The 14,304-nt window shown below is 66.5% G+C and carries 16 protein-coding genes; 7 read left to right on the forward strand and 9 right to left on the reverse strand.

Annotated elements, in window-relative coordinates:
* Positions 1-24: 24 nt before the first annotated feature.
* On the reverse strand, positions 25-687 hold the full coding sequence (locus FOS14_RS19720; protein ID WP_143772539.1) for a hypothetical protein: 663 nt from the start codon (positions 685-687) through the stop codon (positions 25-27).
* A gap of 193 nt (positions 688-880) precedes the next feature.
* Between FOS14_RS19720 and FOS14_RS24835 the strand changes: the two genes are divergently transcribed.
* Entirely contained in the window at positions 881-1,045 is a 165-nt protein-coding gene (locus tag FOS14_RS24835) for a hypothetical protein (protein ID WP_185981853.1), read from the forward strand.
* Between the two features lie 256 nt (positions 1,046-1,301).
* Here FOS14_RS24835 and FOS14_RS19725 read toward each other — a convergent pair whose 3' ends face one another.
* From FOS14_RS19725 to FOS14_RS19760, 8 genes are all read right to left on the reverse strand, one after another.
* Positions 1,302-1,640, reverse strand: coding sequence for a DUF3703 domain-containing protein (locus FOS14_RS19725; protein ID WP_370512268.1), 339 nt, complete (start codon positions 1,638-1,640; stop codon positions 1,302-1,304).
* Positions 1,637-2,143, reverse strand: a complete 507-nt coding sequence (gene lspA / locus FOS14_RS19730) for a signal peptidase II (protein WP_143772540.1) — start codon at positions 2,141-2,143, stop codon at positions 1,637-1,639. The genes FOS14_RS19725 and lspA overlap by 4 nt, the downstream gene beginning before the upstream one ends.
* Positions 2,140-4,101: a cation-translocating P-type ATPase gene (locus FOS14_RS19735; RefSeq protein WP_143772541.1), complete on the reverse strand. Its 1,962-nt coding sequence runs from the start codon at positions 4,099-4,101 to the stop codon at positions 2,140-2,142. The genes lspA and FOS14_RS19735 overlap by 4 nt, the downstream gene beginning before the upstream one ends.
* Positions 4,098-4,481 (reverse strand): helix-turn-helix transcriptional regulator, encoded by a 384-nt coding sequence (locus FOS14_RS19740; protein WP_143772542.1) that lies wholly within the window; start codon positions 4,479-4,481, stop codon positions 4,098-4,100. The genes FOS14_RS19735 and FOS14_RS19740 overlap by 4 nt, the downstream gene beginning before the upstream one ends.
* A gap of 258 nt (positions 4,482-4,739) precedes the next feature.
* Positions 4,740-5,678, reverse strand: coding sequence for a sterol desaturase family protein (locus tag FOS14_RS19745; RefSeq protein ID WP_143772543.1), 939 nt, complete (start codon positions 5,676-5,678; stop codon positions 4,740-4,742).
* A 47-nt stretch (positions 5,679-5,725) separates the two neighbouring features.
* Positions 5,726-6,478: an AraC family transcriptional regulator gene (locus tag FOS14_RS19750; protein ID WP_143772544.1), complete on the reverse strand. Its 753-nt coding sequence runs from the start codon at positions 6,476-6,478 to the stop codon at positions 5,726-5,728.
* On the reverse strand, positions 6,475-7,068 hold the full coding sequence (locus FOS14_RS19755) for a cadmium resistance transporter (protein ID WP_143772545.1): 594 nt from the start codon (positions 7,066-7,068) through the stop codon (positions 6,475-6,477). Before FOS14_RS19755 ends, FOS14_RS19750 begins: the two co-directional genes overlap by 4 nt.
* A 516-nt stretch (positions 7,069-7,584) precedes the next feature.
* Complete coding sequence (locus tag FOS14_RS19760) at positions 7,585-8,964, reverse strand: MBL fold metallo-hydrolase (RefSeq protein WP_143772546.1); 1,380 nt, start codon at positions 8,962-8,964, stop codon at positions 7,585-7,587.
* 148 nt (positions 8,965-9,112) lie between these two features.
* Between FOS14_RS19760 and FOS14_RS19765 the strand changes: the two genes are divergently transcribed.
* The 6 genes from FOS14_RS19765 (at position 9,113) to FOS14_RS19790 (ending at position 14,206) form a co-directional block, all read left to right on the forward strand.
* A complete protein-coding gene (locus tag FOS14_RS19765) occupies positions 9,113-9,433 on the forward strand; it encodes a rhodanese-like domain-containing protein (protein WP_143772547.1) in 321 nt (106 codons plus the stop codon).
* 682 nt (positions 9,434-10,115) lie between these two features.
* Positions 10,116-12,299: an MMPL family transporter gene (locus FOS14_RS19770; RefSeq protein ID WP_143772548.1), complete on the forward strand. Its 2,184-nt coding sequence runs from the start codon at positions 10,116-10,118 to the stop codon at positions 12,297-12,299.
* Between the two features lie 85 nt (positions 12,300-12,384).
* Positions 12,385-12,654, forward strand: coding sequence for a metal-sensitive transcriptional regulator (locus tag FOS14_RS19775; protein WP_143772549.1), 270 nt, complete (start codon positions 12,385-12,387; stop codon positions 12,652-12,654).
* A gap of 25 nt (positions 12,655-12,679) precedes the next feature.
* Positions 12,680-12,925 carry a DUF2892 domain-containing protein gene (locus FOS14_RS19780; RefSeq protein WP_143772550.1) on the forward strand — a complete coding sequence of 82 codons (246 nt, stop codon included), beginning with the start codon at positions 12,680-12,682 and terminating at the stop codon, positions 12,923-12,925.
* 41 nt (positions 12,926-12,966) lie between these two features.
* Positions 12,967-13,371 carry a DUF302 domain-containing protein gene (locus tag FOS14_RS19785; RefSeq protein ID WP_143772551.1) on the forward strand — a complete coding sequence of 135 codons (405 nt, stop codon included), beginning with the start codon at positions 12,967-12,969 and terminating at the stop codon, positions 13,369-13,371.
* A gap of 61 nt (positions 13,372-13,432) precedes the next feature.
* Complete coding sequence (locus tag FOS14_RS19790; RefSeq protein WP_143772552.1) at positions 13,433-14,206, forward strand: sulfite exporter TauE/SafE family protein; 774 nt, start codon at positions 13,433-13,435, stop codon at positions 14,204-14,206.
* Positions 14,207-14,304 lie beyond the last annotated feature (98 nt).

Raw genomic sequence — 14,304 nt, forward strand, 5'->3', positions numbered from 1 at the left:
CAAAGCGCGCCGACCAATGCGTCGCTAAGCAACGATCGTCACGTCAGCCCAATCGTTGAGTTCGCTCGCGAACGGAGCACGCCAGACACGCCACTGGTCTGCGATGTCGGCGAGCCCTTCCCTGCTGATCGGCGCGTCCGCCAGCGCGGCTTCGGCAGCGACCAGCCACGGCACGAGCCGTCGATGCGCGACCCGCTGCGTCGCCGACCCTCCCAGCAAGGCTGCGGCGGCGATCCGCCGACGGTCGCCGCGGATACGCTTTACCAACTCAGTCTGCCCCACCGTCGATCGCCGAGTTCCGGTCAGGGGCGTCGGCTCGTCCCCGGTCGCTTCCAATGCCGCGAGGTCAACACTGGCGGCGTGCTCGACCTCGTCCCGCATATCGGAGAGATCCTCACCGGTAGGTCGGCGGTCGAGGTCGATCAGAAGACGCCGGCCGAACTCCTCAGCCACCGCAAATACGTCCCGCCGATGCCAATACCGCATGATCGCCGCGTGCTTCCATCGGTCGACGACCTCACGGTCCCGGCGCGGGAAGCCTGCCGCGGCGTTCGTCACCTCGGCGACTGCGCCACGCACCCGAGCGACCGTGTCGGCGTCACAGTCGCCTGCGGCGGGATGGCGTTCACCACCCGAACTCGCCGCAACCAGAGCCGAATGCAGCTCCACGACCGCAAACGCCAGCACCGCGCGACTATCGACTGACGGTGATCTACCTATCCCCCACGACATACCTACAGAGTGTGCCATTCACACTCACCGCTTGGACGGTCCCGAACCGATGATCGTTATCTCCGCGTAACCTCGACCGGTATGGGGAGGAGACAAAAAGCGCGGACCGTACTCGCCGGGCCCGCCCGGGCCGCGCGACGTCACGACCATGGCTGAGCTGGTAACCCGCCGGGGCCCGGCACGCAATCCGTATCCGTACAAGGCCCTGAACTCCCGAAGATGGCCCGAGCCGCAAGGTAGGGAGCTCGACCTGCTGGCTGAGCGGCTCTACCGCAACCTCACCTCGGCGACCTGGGTGCGGATGTCGATATGAGGTACACCCCAGCTCGACGTCGGAGTGGCGACGAAAAGACGCCCAGTTAGGGTCTGGTTTGTGATCTTCAGTGAATGGTGGCGGGATAGTTCCAGCGCATTGTGGCGGCACTTTGGTCGCCGATCGGGCTCGCCGCGGCGAGGGTTCCTTTGCCTGTGGGCGACAGCCAATGCCTCGACCAACCGATCGCGGGTCCTCCGCCAGTTCGGCAGTCGTCGAACTGTAGAAACTCAATCCTGATTTCTCTGCCCGCTTCCTAGCCTCGGATCATGTCGGCCAGGTCTTCCGAGATCGGCATGGGGGTCATCAGCTCCGCGTCGACGCGGCCGGTGTTGCCTTCGGGGTAGCGGCCGCTCAGTGAGCCGGGTGCGGCGACCATGATGCGCAGGATCTGCCCGAGTGCCTCGCGGCGGTCGTGTTGGCGCAGGGGGAGGGCGAGGATGGCGATGTGGTTGCGGGTGTGCGGCCAGGGGTAGGGCTGGGAGATGATGTGTGCCCGTTCGAGATGCACCCACCCGCGCGCATCGTCGTCTGTGTCGTGGGCGGCCGTCATCTCGGCGGTGTACGCGGACCGGATTCGGTCGGACATGATCATGCTGGACTCGCCTTCGCCGGTGTACGCGTCGATTCCCAGAACAGTGCTGCGATGAGCAGCGCGACACCGCAGGTGAGGTAGGTGTCGGCGAGGTTGAAGGTGGGCCACCAACCGGTGTGGAAGTAATCGGTGACCTTCCCGTCGAGGCCGCGGTCGATCACATTCGCAGCCGCTCCGGCGAACATCAGTGAGAACCCGATCATCGCCGTCATTGAGTTGGCGGACGCGGTGCGCCAGGCATACACACCGATCCCCGCGGTGATCGCCGCCGTGATGGTGAGCACGACCCCTGTCGGCAGTTGGTCACCCATGCTGAACGCGACCCCGCTGTTGTACGCAAGCTTGAGCTGCAGAACTCCAAGGTCAACGCTGCGGCCATCCGAAAGCTGACGGCGCGCAACGGGTTCGACAAGCAGTGCCACAGCAGCGAGGGCAATCCCGACGAGCACGAAGACCCGCCGCAGGCGCTGTGTCCGAGTGGGGTCGGCCGCGGTGACGCTCATGTTCGGGCCTCGACCGGCGTCGGCAGCGCAGCGTCGGGCGTTGTCGTGGCGGTCAGTGCCGAGGCTCGGCCGGCGCGGACACCGTTGGCGATGACCACGATCTCGGCGACCTCATGCACTAAGACGACCGCGGCGAGGCCGAGGACCCCGAACAATGCCAGCGGCATCAAGATGGTGATGATCGCCAACGACAGGCCGACGTTCTGCAGCATGATCCGCCGGGACCGGCGTGCGTGGGCCAGCGCCTGCGGCAGGTGGCGCAGGTCCTCACCCATCAGTGCGACGTCGGCGGTTTCGATGGCGACGTCGGTGCCCATCGCGCCCATCGCGATGCCGAGATCCGCGGTCGCGAGGGCGGGGGCGTCGTTGACGCCGTCGCCGACCATCGCCATTGACCGCTGGCTTTGCAGGTCGGCGATGATGCGGGCCTTGTCCTCGGGCCGCAGGTCGGCGTGCACCTCCTCGATCCCGACGTCTTCGGCCAGGGCGCGGGCGGTGCGCTCGTTGTCGCCGGTGAGCATCGCGACGTGGTATCCGTGGCGGCGCAGCCCGGAGACCACTTCGAGTGCTTCGGGGCGCAGCTCGTCGCGGACGGCGATCGCACCGATCACAGCGCCGTCGCGTTCGATCACCACCGCGGTCGCCCCGGCGTGCTGCATCCGCTCCACCTCGGACGAGAGGTCACCGGCATCGATCCACCCCGGCCGACCCAGTCGGGCCGCGGCGCCGTCGAACCGCCCGGTCAGTCCCGCTCCGGTGACGGCCTCGACGTCCTCGGCAGGCGTGACGTCCTCGACGGCGGCGAGGATCGCCTTGGCGAGGGGGTGCTCGCTGCGTGCCTCCAGCGCGGCAGCCACCGCCAACACCTCTTCGCGGGACGCACCGTCGGTGGTGGCGACCTCGATAACGACAGGCTTGTTGCGGGTGAGGGTGCCGGTCTTGTCGAGGGCGATGCCGCGGATGCGGCCGAGGGCTTCGAGGGCGGCGCCGCCCTTGACGAGGACGCCGAGTTTGCTGGCGGCGCCGATGGCGGCGACCACGGTCACCGGGACGGCGATCGCGAGCGCGCACGGAGACGCGGCGACGAGCACCACCAGGGCGCGTTCGATCCACACCCGCGGATCACCGAGCAGGCTGCCCACCGCGGCGATGACCGCGGCCGCGAACATGATCGCCGGGACGAGGGGTTTGGCGATCTTGTCGGCGAGGCGCTGGGCCTCGCCCTTGCGGGACTGTTCGGCCTCGACAATCCGGACGATCTTGGCCAAAGAGTTGTCCTGCGCGGACGCGGTGACCTCGACCTCGAGGACGCCGGTGCCGTTGATCGACCCGGCGAACACCTCGTCGCCCGGCCCGGCCTCGACTGGGACGGATTCTCCGGTGATAGCCGAGGTGTCCAGAGCTGTGCGGCCGGCGGTGATGGTGCCGTCGGTGGCGATCCGCTCACCGGGTTTGACGATCATGATCTCGCCGAGGCGCAGTTCGGTAGGTGCGACGGTCTGTTCGAGGCCGTCACGTTTGACGGTGGCGGTGTCCGGGACCAGGGACAGCAGCGCGCGCAGGCCTCGGCGGGTGCGGGTGACCGCGTACTCCTCGAGGCCCTCGCTGATCGCGAACAGGAACGCGAGCATCGCGGCCTCGCCGACCTCGCCGAGCACGACGGCGCCGATCGCGGCGATCGTCATCAGGGTGCCGACGCCGATCTTGCCCTTGGCCAACCGTTTCAGGGTGTTCGGGACGAAGGTGTAGCCGGCAACGATGAGGGCGACCGCTTCGAGGGTCAGCTTCGCCGCGTGAGGTCCGCCGCTCCAGCCGACGATCAGCGCCGCGACCAGCAGCACACCGGCGGCCGCGGCGGCCCGGATCTCGGTGATCTGCCACAGCTTCTCGGGTTCGCGCTCCTCGCCGTCCTCATTGACGGTGGGTTCGTCGTGGCCGCAGCCGCATGCATCGCTCATGCCGTCACCCCCGCGGCGGTGTCGGTGCCGTAGTTCGGACACAACGCGACCGCGTTGCCCGTTGCGGCGAGCAGGGTTTCGGCCGAGGCCAGCAGGTCGAGCAGTTCTGGCCTGGCGAGGGAGTAGAACACCTGCCTCCCTTCCGGGCGGCCGGTGACCAGTCCGCAGTCCCGCAGGCACGCCACGTGCGCCGAGACCGTCGACTGCGCCAAGCCGAGCTCGCCGATCAGGTCCGCCACCCGGGCCTCGCCGTCGGCGAGGCGGCGCACGATTGCCAACCGGGTTCCATCGGAGAGGCTGTGGAACAACGCCACCGCCGCGTCGAGGTTCGAGCCGGTGCCTCTCGATGCCAGGCAACCATCCGCACTATCAATCGTCATACGGCGATGATAACCGGTGATCTACGATATTGGGAGGGGGCTGCGAGATCAGAGGTGAGGACATGGAGAACTGGCTGACGAATCTGCAGGCGTGGTGGGCCTGTCAGGTGATGATGGCGAACGGAACGTGCGAGATGTGCGCGTGCACGCCGATGATGGACTGCTGCTAGATCGCGTGCCGCTCCGGCCGTGAACCCGCTCCTGCCGCCTTCGGTGCCGTGCCGCACCGTTGGCGACAGGAGCGGGGCTCTCTTGGAGCTAACCCGCAGGGCGACCGATTGGTTCGGATTCGGCCAGATCGCGCGGCTGGGGTGCGGTGTCGCATCCGCCGGAGGTCGTGAACGGATAGGCCAGCTGGTCGACGTAGCCCTTCGGGTAGTTGGGTTTGGCTGCCATGCCGAGGTGTTCGGAGGCGAAGCGCCGGTTCGGGTCGTAGGAAAAGGTGCGGAACAGGTGGTCCCAGATCAGGGTGAACAGTCCGAAGTTGACGTCACCGATCCCGGCCCACTTGAGGTGATGGAAGCGGTGCCCCTCGTTCAGGGCCAGAAGGTACTTCGCCGGGCCGACGCGGTAGTCGGCGTTCGAGTGCTGCAGGAGCAGCTGGATCGCGACGGCGAGGGCGAGCGCAGAGGCGACGTCGACGGGCAGGCCGATCAGGATCAGCGGCGCGACGCCCGCGGCCATCTCGATGGTCTGGTGCAGGGGATGCTTCATCAGCCCGTTGAGGCCGTAGAACCGGGTGACGCTGTGGTGGACGGCATGGAAGCGCCACAGCCCGCCGATCTTGTGGCTGGCGAGGTGCACGACGGTGATACCGAGGTCGGCGATCAGGATCGCGGCCATTACCTGCAGTAGGAAAGGCCAGCTACGCGGCCAGATCCCTGGCGCGGGGACGATCGCGGCCAGTAGCGGGATGGCGGCGACGCTGACCAGGATCAGGGTTTCGTTTACGGCGGCGTGGATGCGGTCCCGCCTACTGTCACCCTGGTCATGGTTCCATGCCGCCTCGTACGGGATGACCCGTTCCACCAGGAACGATGCCGCGACCGCGACGGCCAAGACCAGCAGGAGCCAGTACTTCGGGGCCCCGGCGGCGGCGAGCGCGACGGCGACACCGTTGAGCCCGAGCAGCATGAACGGCACATACCCGTAGCGGGCGAGCCGCTGGACGGGCGTGCGAGTGATGGTGGTATCCATGCCTTCAAGCCTGATCCGCCCACCCGCTGGGGGCTTGAACGATTCGGCTACAACGCCGGATCGATGTCCCAGTGCACATGTCGGCTCAGCGCGGACGGCGGGAGACCAAAGATCTCCCGGCAGGTCCGGGTCAGGTGCGCGCTGTCGGCGAAACCGGCCGCGTGCGCGGCAGCGGTGAGATCATCCCCCGCCGCCACCCGGGTGATCGCAGTCGATAGGCGGATCCAGAGCACGTAGCGGCGCACCGGAAGCCCGACCTGATCGCTGAACAGGTGGGTCAGCCTGCTCACCGAGATCCCGACCCGATGGGCGAGGTCACTGGTGCGGACCGGGCCCTGCGCAACCAGTCCCGGCAGCAGATCCTGTGCCGCCGCTACTGCGGGGTGCTTTGCCTGCCTATCGGCGATTTGCTCGCCGGGCAGGAGGATCAGGAACAGGTTGGTGATGACCACAGCCAGCGACCGGTACGGATGATCGGGCCCGACCAGGGGTGGTCCGCCGGTCCAGCCGACGTCGCGACACCGCTGGTGGGCGGCGCGGCCCGCTGCGGTGTCGGGATCGAGGAACACCACGGTGCCCACGCCCGCCCCGACCTCGATCCAGTGCTGGGTGTCGGCGGGAACAATGACGTGGGTGCCGCGCTGCCGGTCGCCGCGCTCATCGACCACGGTCAGCGGCGTGTTGGCGGTCATGATCTGCACGGCGTGGTGGGCGTGTGTGTCGGTGCGGCCGATCGACCCACTGAACGCCAGGATCCCCGGGCGAATCAGAGCGGATCCCCGCCACACACCCTCCGTCATGTCAGGGCCGTGAATAGCCTTGGGATGACGCCGGATTCGAGCAGGATGACCGCGCCGAGAACGATGAACACCAACGGTACGAGCCAGTGGTCGACCTTCTCGAGGGTCTCAGTGACCCTCTCGTGGGTACCGAGGAGTCGGCCCGCGCCGCACCAGATGGCGACGCAGACCATGAAGACCGCGATCGTCACCGCGGTCTGTGCGGGTGCGAGGGTGCGGAACACGGGCGTGTAGACGGAGATGTTGTCGGCACCGTTGGCGATGGTGATGCCGGCGACGCCGAGCAGGCCGGTGGCGACCACGGCGGACTCGCCGTCGCCGTTGCGGCTGGCGATCAGGCCGCGGACGCCGAGGGCGAGGGGAAGGAGGCCGAGCAGACCGACCCATTCGTCGGGGACGATCACCAGGCCCAGCGCCGCAATCACGCTGATCAAGACGAGCGCACTGAACCCGAGGTACTGGCCGGCGACGATCTGCCATGGCCGCGGTCGGCCACGGGTCGAGGCCACGAACAGTACGGTCAGAACCACGATGTCATCGACATTGGTACCCGCAAACATCGCGACGGCCGCGAGGACGGTACCGATCACTTCGCATACTCCCGGAGAGGGACGTCGAAACCCTTGGCCCGGAACATAACTCGCGCCTCGCCCGTCAACGAGCAAGGCAATACCGACTCCGCCGGACCAGCGAACGATGCCGTTGCGGCAGCACGTCCCCACTTTTCTATCATCGCCATTAGGCGATGATAGCGTAAAATGGTGCTGATTCTGAAGTGGGGCGATGGCCCAGGGGCTCGCCAGGAAAGGCGCGATAGTCGAGCGAAAAGTAGGCGCTGGTCGGGCCGATGCAAAATCCCTACCTCATGCGCCGCGGCGAATCTAACCAACGACGATTTCCCAGCAACAACGAACCCATCAGTTGGAACACCTGTCGCCATGCCATACAAGCAGGAGGCTCCGTAGACGACAGCCATGCCTTTCCGGACAAGCGACATCGGCGCATCCGAGGCACACGACCAGCTCAATGCTTGCCGTCACGTCGTAGTCCCAGAGCAGATCATCGCACTATGTTCGAGCGCACCAGCGCCACATCCGGCACGCAGATCAAGCCGTCGCGTTGTGGTCAATCCACTCGTTGTAGCCGCCGATCAGGTCGCTGACCTGCTCGATGCCGTGGGCGCGGAGCAGTGACGCGGCGACGCTCGAGCGCCATCCGCCGGCGCAGTGCACGACAATCGGCCTGTCGATGGGCAGTTCGTCGATTCGGGAACGTAACTGTGCCAACGGGATCGGCAACGATCCTGAGATGACACCGAACTCGCGTTCGCCGGGATTGCGGATGTCGACGAGAGTGACCGCGTCGTCGGCGAGCAGCCGATCGAGTTCCTCGACCGTAGTCCTCGGTGCCGCCTGCAGCAGCTCTGCCAGTTCAGCGGTGAAGGTGCCGTCGCTGTCGACGTTGAAGTACCCGACCGCTTCATCCGAGCCGATACGGGCCAACCGCATCGCAGCCTCCTGCTCCTCGCCGGGGTAGGTGATCAGCACGATCCGGTCGCCAATCTCGGCGACCATGCCACCGGTCTCGGCGAACCGGCCGTCGAATCCGACGTTTACCGACCCACGCAGATGTTCGGCGGCGAAGTCGTCGGGGGTGCGGGCGTCGAGGACCCGGGTTCCTGCAGCCAGCTCGGCGCGCAACTGCTCCGCGGTGACCGCCGGGATGCTGCGGTCCTGATCGAGCACCGCCCGACTGCCCTTGTTCAGGGCGGCATTGACGTGGAAGTACTCCGGGACCGCAGGCTGACCGTCGGTGATCAAGGCGACGAACGAATCCTCACTCATCGGCTGCACCGACGGATTGGTCCGCCGCTGCTCACCGATCGTCGAGGTCAGCTCCGCGGACAGGTTCTTTCCACACGATGAGCCGGCGCCGTGCGCGGGCATCACCGTCACCGCATCCGGCAGTTCCAACAGCGTCTGGTGGATGGTGCGATACATGGCGCGAGCGAGATCGGTGTTTGAGCCGTCGCCGAGGTTGACCAGGTCGGGTCGACCGACGTCTCCGATGAACAGCGAGTCGCCGGTGAGCACGGCTGTCGGGCGGGCTTGCGGGGTTTCCCGCACCAATAGGCTGATCGACTCCCAGGTGTGACCCGGGGTGGACAGCACTTCGAGGTCGACCTCCCCGAGGGAGACGTGCTCACCGTGCGCGAGGCGACGAATCGGGTAGTCGGTTTCGGCGGCTTCGCCGAAACCGATCCACGCGCCGGTCGCCGCGAGCAGCTCGAGGTGACCGGAGACGAAGTCCGCATGGAAATGGGTGTTGATCACCCCTTCGATCGTCAGTCCGTGCCGGCGAGCGTCGTCGAGGTACTCGGTGATGTCGCGGCGCGGATCGACGACGATCGCCCGGCCGGTGCTCTCGTCACCGATCAGGTACGAGGCATGGGACAGGCATTCGATGTAGTACTGCTCGAGAATCATTGCGCTTCCTCCGGTCGGGGCGGCAGGGCTCTTCTTTGCCCGATGTAAACAGGGTGCCAGATACCCCATAGGGTATGCAAGTACCCCTAGGGGTATACCAGCCCGCGCCAGGGAAACGCTAAGTCGACACGAGATCGAGAAATGAATAGTGAGGGAAGTTGATATCGAAGCTTTCAGCGACGCGTGGAAGACGGGCGCGCCGGCGGTCGACGTGCGGGAGGGTTACGAGTACGAGCAGGCGCACGCGCCCGGGGCCCTCTGGATTCCACTCGGCGAGCTTCGTTCCTGGCTGGCCGAGGTCCCGAAGGCGGAGACCGCGTCCGTGATCCGTGCGTCCGGTAATCGCAGTCTGTTCGGTGCCGACATCCTCGCGGCCGCAGGCCCGTGCGCGATCTCGGTCGCCAGCGGCACGGGTGCATGGCTGCGATCCGGTCGCCCGAGGGAGCGGGGCGCGCCCGATGAGCGCTGACGCCTCGATCGCGCGCGCCCCGCCTCCGGACGACGGCCTTACCTGGGCGACTTTTTCCGATCCTGCTCGAAAGAACCGATCAGAATTCGTGTGACCACTCACACCTCGACGCTAAATACCCCCATGGGTATAGTGGACCCTGATTTCCAATCCGAAGGAGGAACCTATGTGCTACCCCGTCACCTGCTCGACCTGCAAGAAGACGACCTGGGGCGGCTGCGGGGCGCACGTCGATAGCGTCATGAAGTCCGTTCCCGCGTCCCGTCGCTGCGAATGCAAGAAGGATTCCGGGCCCGCCGGTAGGTCCGGGTTCTTTAGCCGACTCCTCGGCCGCTGAGCCCGTAGCCCAGAACGCTGGGCGGGCTGCGGCCGCGCGGCCGAGTGGATGGATCGTCGGACTGGGCTTGCAGCAACGGCAACGGGCTGCCGCACGCGCTCGTCGCGGTCGGGGTGAGCGCGGCCGTCGGCGGACTGCGACTCGCCGTGAGGGTCACCGTCTTCGCGCAACCGGACGCTGCGATAGCACCTAGGTACCCCATGGGGTATACAAATTACCCTCAGGGGTATATATTTCGGACCGGCATCCAGCAGTGCCGACTGTTCGCGATGGCCCCTCGTGAATCCCCCCGGGCGGCGCAGTGCGCCCTTTTATATACCCCCACCCGTATAAGGAGACCTCGGAATGAGCAGCAAGAACGCTGTTGCCGGCGATCAGTCGCCGGCAACGACGAAGCAGGATCCCGGCGCCGCCCCGCCAACGATGCAGGGCGGGCTGGCTCGCATGGGCGTGGTCATGGCAACTCACGCGAGGTGGGTTTTCGGCGCGTGGTTGATCGCCCTGGTCGCACTCGGGGCCGCGGCACCGAGCGTGTTCGGTTCGCTGGCCGGTGCCGGCTGGCAGGCCAACGGCTCGGAATCGGTGCAGGTTCGCGAGCTGGCCCAGCAACACTTCGGCGGGAACTCCTCTGCCGCGGTGCAGGTGGTCATGCACTCGGACACCAAGGAGGTCTCCGATCCCGCGGTGCAGCAGGTGCTCGCCGAGGCCACCACCATCTTCCGGGGCGACGACCGATTCGGTGAGGTGATTGCGCCCCAGCCCGGCATGTCCATCAGCCCGGACGGGCACACCGGCATCCTGATCGCCGGTGCGAACGCGAGCACCGACGAGATGGTCAAGGCCGTCGACGAACTCAAGGGCCAGTTGACAGCGCTGTCGAGGGACGGTGTCGAGGTCTACCCCACCGGCGCGTCCGCACTGTGGAGCGACTTCAACAAGGCCAACCACGACGCGATGATCAAGGCGGAGATGTTCTCCTGGCCGGTGACCCTGGCGATCATGGTGCTCGCGTTCGGCTCGCTCGTCGCGGCGGGCCTGCCGCTGCTGCTCACCCTGGCCGGCCTGGTTGCATCGGCGGGCGGGCTTGTTCTGCTCAACGCCGTCACACCGATCTCGGTGTGGGCGATGAACTTCGCGATGATGTTCGCCCTCGCACTCGGCATCGACTACGCCCTGTTCATCGTCGCGCGGTTCCGTGACGCGCTGAGCAAGACAGGAGACGCCCGCGCCGCGGTCGCGGAGACGATGGACACCGCGGGCAAGGCCGTCGTCCTCTCGGGCCTGACCGTGCTCGTGAGCCTGTCCGCCGTCCTGCTCGTTCCCGCCCCGGCGGTGCGGACCATGGCCGTCGGCATCATGCTTGCGGTGACGTTCGTCCTGGCCGCCACCCTGACCCTGCTCCCCGCGGTGCTCGGCAAGCTCGGACCGAAGGTCAACGCCGGTTCGCTGCCCTACGCCAAGCGGCAGCAGCACCGCTCCCCGCGGTTCGAGTCCTGGGGCAACCTGCTGCACAAGCACCCGTGGCCGTTCGCCATCGGCTCGCTCCTGGTCTTGGTCGCGCTGTCCCTGCCGGTGCTCGGCTTGAAGGTGGCGATGCCGTCGATCGAGGTGGTCCCCACCGACGCACCGGTCCGGCAGGGTTACGAACTCGTCCAGGCACAGATGGGCGAGGGCGCGCCGGGCATGCTCCAGATCGTCGCCCCTACTGCCGAGGCCGAGGCGACCGCGTCGGCCGCCGCGGCGACCGACGGGATCGCCATGGTCATCCCGCCGATGCCCGCCATGGACGGCTCGGATTACGTGATGCTGCAGGCGATGCCGAACGTCGACCCCTCCGACGAGGCGATGGGCTCGATCCTCACCCAACTGCGTTCGGACCTACCCGAGCCGGCACTGGTCGGCGGCGCGCCTGCCGAGAACCTCGACCTACAGCAGGCACTGAACGACTACCTACCCCTGATCGTCGGCATAATCCTGGTCCTCGGCTTCCTGCTGCTGCTGGTCGCACTGCAGGCGCCGCTGATCGCCCTCCTGGGCACGGTGGTGAGCCTGCTCTCGACCGCCGCTGCGTTCGGAGTCGCCAAGCTGATCTTCCAGGACGGACACGGCTCCGGACTGCTCGGCTTCACCCCGCAGGGATTCCTCGACGGCTGGGGACCGGTGTTCTTCTTCGCAATGATCTTCGCCATCGCGATGGACTACACGGTATTCCTGCTCTCGACCGCCAAGGAACACTACGAGGAATCGGGCGACCCAAAGGTGGCACACGTCATGGGGCTCGCGCACTCGGGCCGCGTCATCGCCGCCGCGGCCGCGGTGATGGTGGCGGTGTTCTTCACCTTCGCGCTCGCCGATCCGCTTCCGCCGAAGGAGATGGGCATCATCCTCGGGGTCGCGGTGCTGCTCGACGCTGTACTCATCCGGCTCGTTCTCCTGCCGGTTCTGTTGCGCCTGACCGGCCATGCTGCCTGGTGGTCGCCGGCCTGGCTGCGACGGATCCTGCCGAACATCAGCTTTTCACACGGCTGATGTGTTGGGTATGCGTGGTGGGGATCACCCCATCACGCATACCCCCTAGGGTATGATGGGGCCAGGTTCATTGAAAGGAATCGCCATGGTCGGAAACGACGAAAGTATCGCGCTGGTGCTCAACCGATTGCGCCGCGCACACGGGCAGCTCGCCGGTGTGATCTCGATGATCGAGAACGGACGCGACTGCAAGGACGTGGTGACACAGCTCGCCGCGGTCTCGCGCGCGCTGGACAAAGCCGGATTCAAGATCGTCGCCAGCGGCCTGCGCGAATGCCTGACCGGGGAATCCGAAGACGGCAAGGAACCAATGAGCGAAGCCGAGCTGGAGAAGCTCTTCCTCACACTCGCCTGACAAATCCGCACTGAAAGGGAGACCCATGAAGAACCTTCCCCGCCACCAGGGCTGGACCGTCGAACGCGTTGTCCCGCTGATGGCCGGCGTGATTGTGCTCCTGAGTGTGGCCCTGACCCTGACCTTCACACCGTTGTGGCTGCTGCTCACGGGGTTCGTGGGCGCCAACCTCGTCTTCTACTCGGCGGCCGGATGGTGCCCCGCCAGCCTGATCATGGAAAGGGCCGGACTCGAGCGCGCCAGCTGCCGTATCCCGACGGCCGTCAACTAGACACCTTGGAAACCTCGACCAACGAGAACGGAGACCCACCGATGAACTTGGCACTGTCCACCACACTGGAGACCTCATTCGGTGACGCCGTCACCCGCACCCGCGCGGCATTGCAAGAACAAGGATTCGGCGTACTCACCGAGATCGACATGCAGGCCACTCTGAAGGCCAAGCTCGGCGAGGACATGGAGCGCTACCTCATTCTCGGTGCCTGCAATCCACCGCTCGCCCATCGGGCCGTGGAGGTGAACCGTCAGATCGGACTGCTCCTGCCCTGCAACGTCATCGTGCGTGAGGACCCGACCACTGAGGGCTCCGTCGTGGTGGAAGCGATGAACCCGCAGTTGATGGTGCAGGTCACCGGCGAACCCGGACTCGAAGCCGTCGCTGAGGACGCCGGCCGACGCTTGCAGTCCGCGATCGACACCCTCGCCGCCCAACTCTGAGACGCTCGTCGACCGAGGAAACGCAACCGAACATAGCGACTCGAGGCCACAGGAGACATCGATGACGATTCTCGTCACCCTGGTATTGGGTACTGTCATCGGAATCCTGCTCGGCCTCCTCGGCGGCGGCGGGTCGATCCTCGCCGTTCCCGGGTTGGTCTACGGACTCGGGATCCCGCTCGAGCAGGCAGTGCCGATGTCGCTGCTGGTGGTCGGCATCGCCTCACTGTTCGGCGCCGTCCCCAAAATCCGGGCCCACCAGGTCCAATGGCGCGTTGCGGGCGTGTTCGCCGTCACCGGATTCCTGGCTGCGTTCGCCGGCAGCGCAGTGAATCGACTTCTGCCCCCAGCAGTCACCCTGGCAGGATTTGCCGCGGTGATGATCGCATCAGGAATCCGGATGCTCTCAAGCACGGAGGGCACCGGCACCGCCTGCCGCGCGGAGGGCTCCGCCGTCAACTGGCGCCGATGCACCTCCCGTGCCGTTCCGGCCGGCCTCGGCGTCGGATTCCTGACCGGGCTGTTCGGGGTCGGGGGAGGATTCCTCATTATCCCCGCCCTGGTCTTGCTGCTCGGCATCGAGATGTCCGTGGCCGTGGGCACCTCTCTGGTGATCGTCACTGCCAATTCCGGATCCGGTCTCCTCGCATACCTCGGCAACCTCAGCCTCGACTGGGGGCTCGTCGTTGTGTTCACCGCGACCGCCATCGGCGGATCGCTCGTTGCGGGGCGCTACGGGAAGAAGGTCGACACCGCCCGACTGCAGAAGTGGTTCGCCTACCTGATCTTCGCGGTGGCTGCTTTCGTCCTTGTCGAAGTGATCTTCGTTCGGTAGTGCAGCGTTGGTAAGGGATGCTCTCCTGCCCACCGTTGGGATGGCCAGCCTGGTTTACGCGGTGATCGCGGCACCGAACCGAGGGCGGGCGATCGATA

This window comes from Skermania sp. ID1734 (assembly GCF_007489285.1).
In the GTDB taxonomy this organism is placed as follows: Bacteria; Actinomycetota; Actinomycetes; order Mycobacteriales; family Mycobacteriaceae; genus ID1734.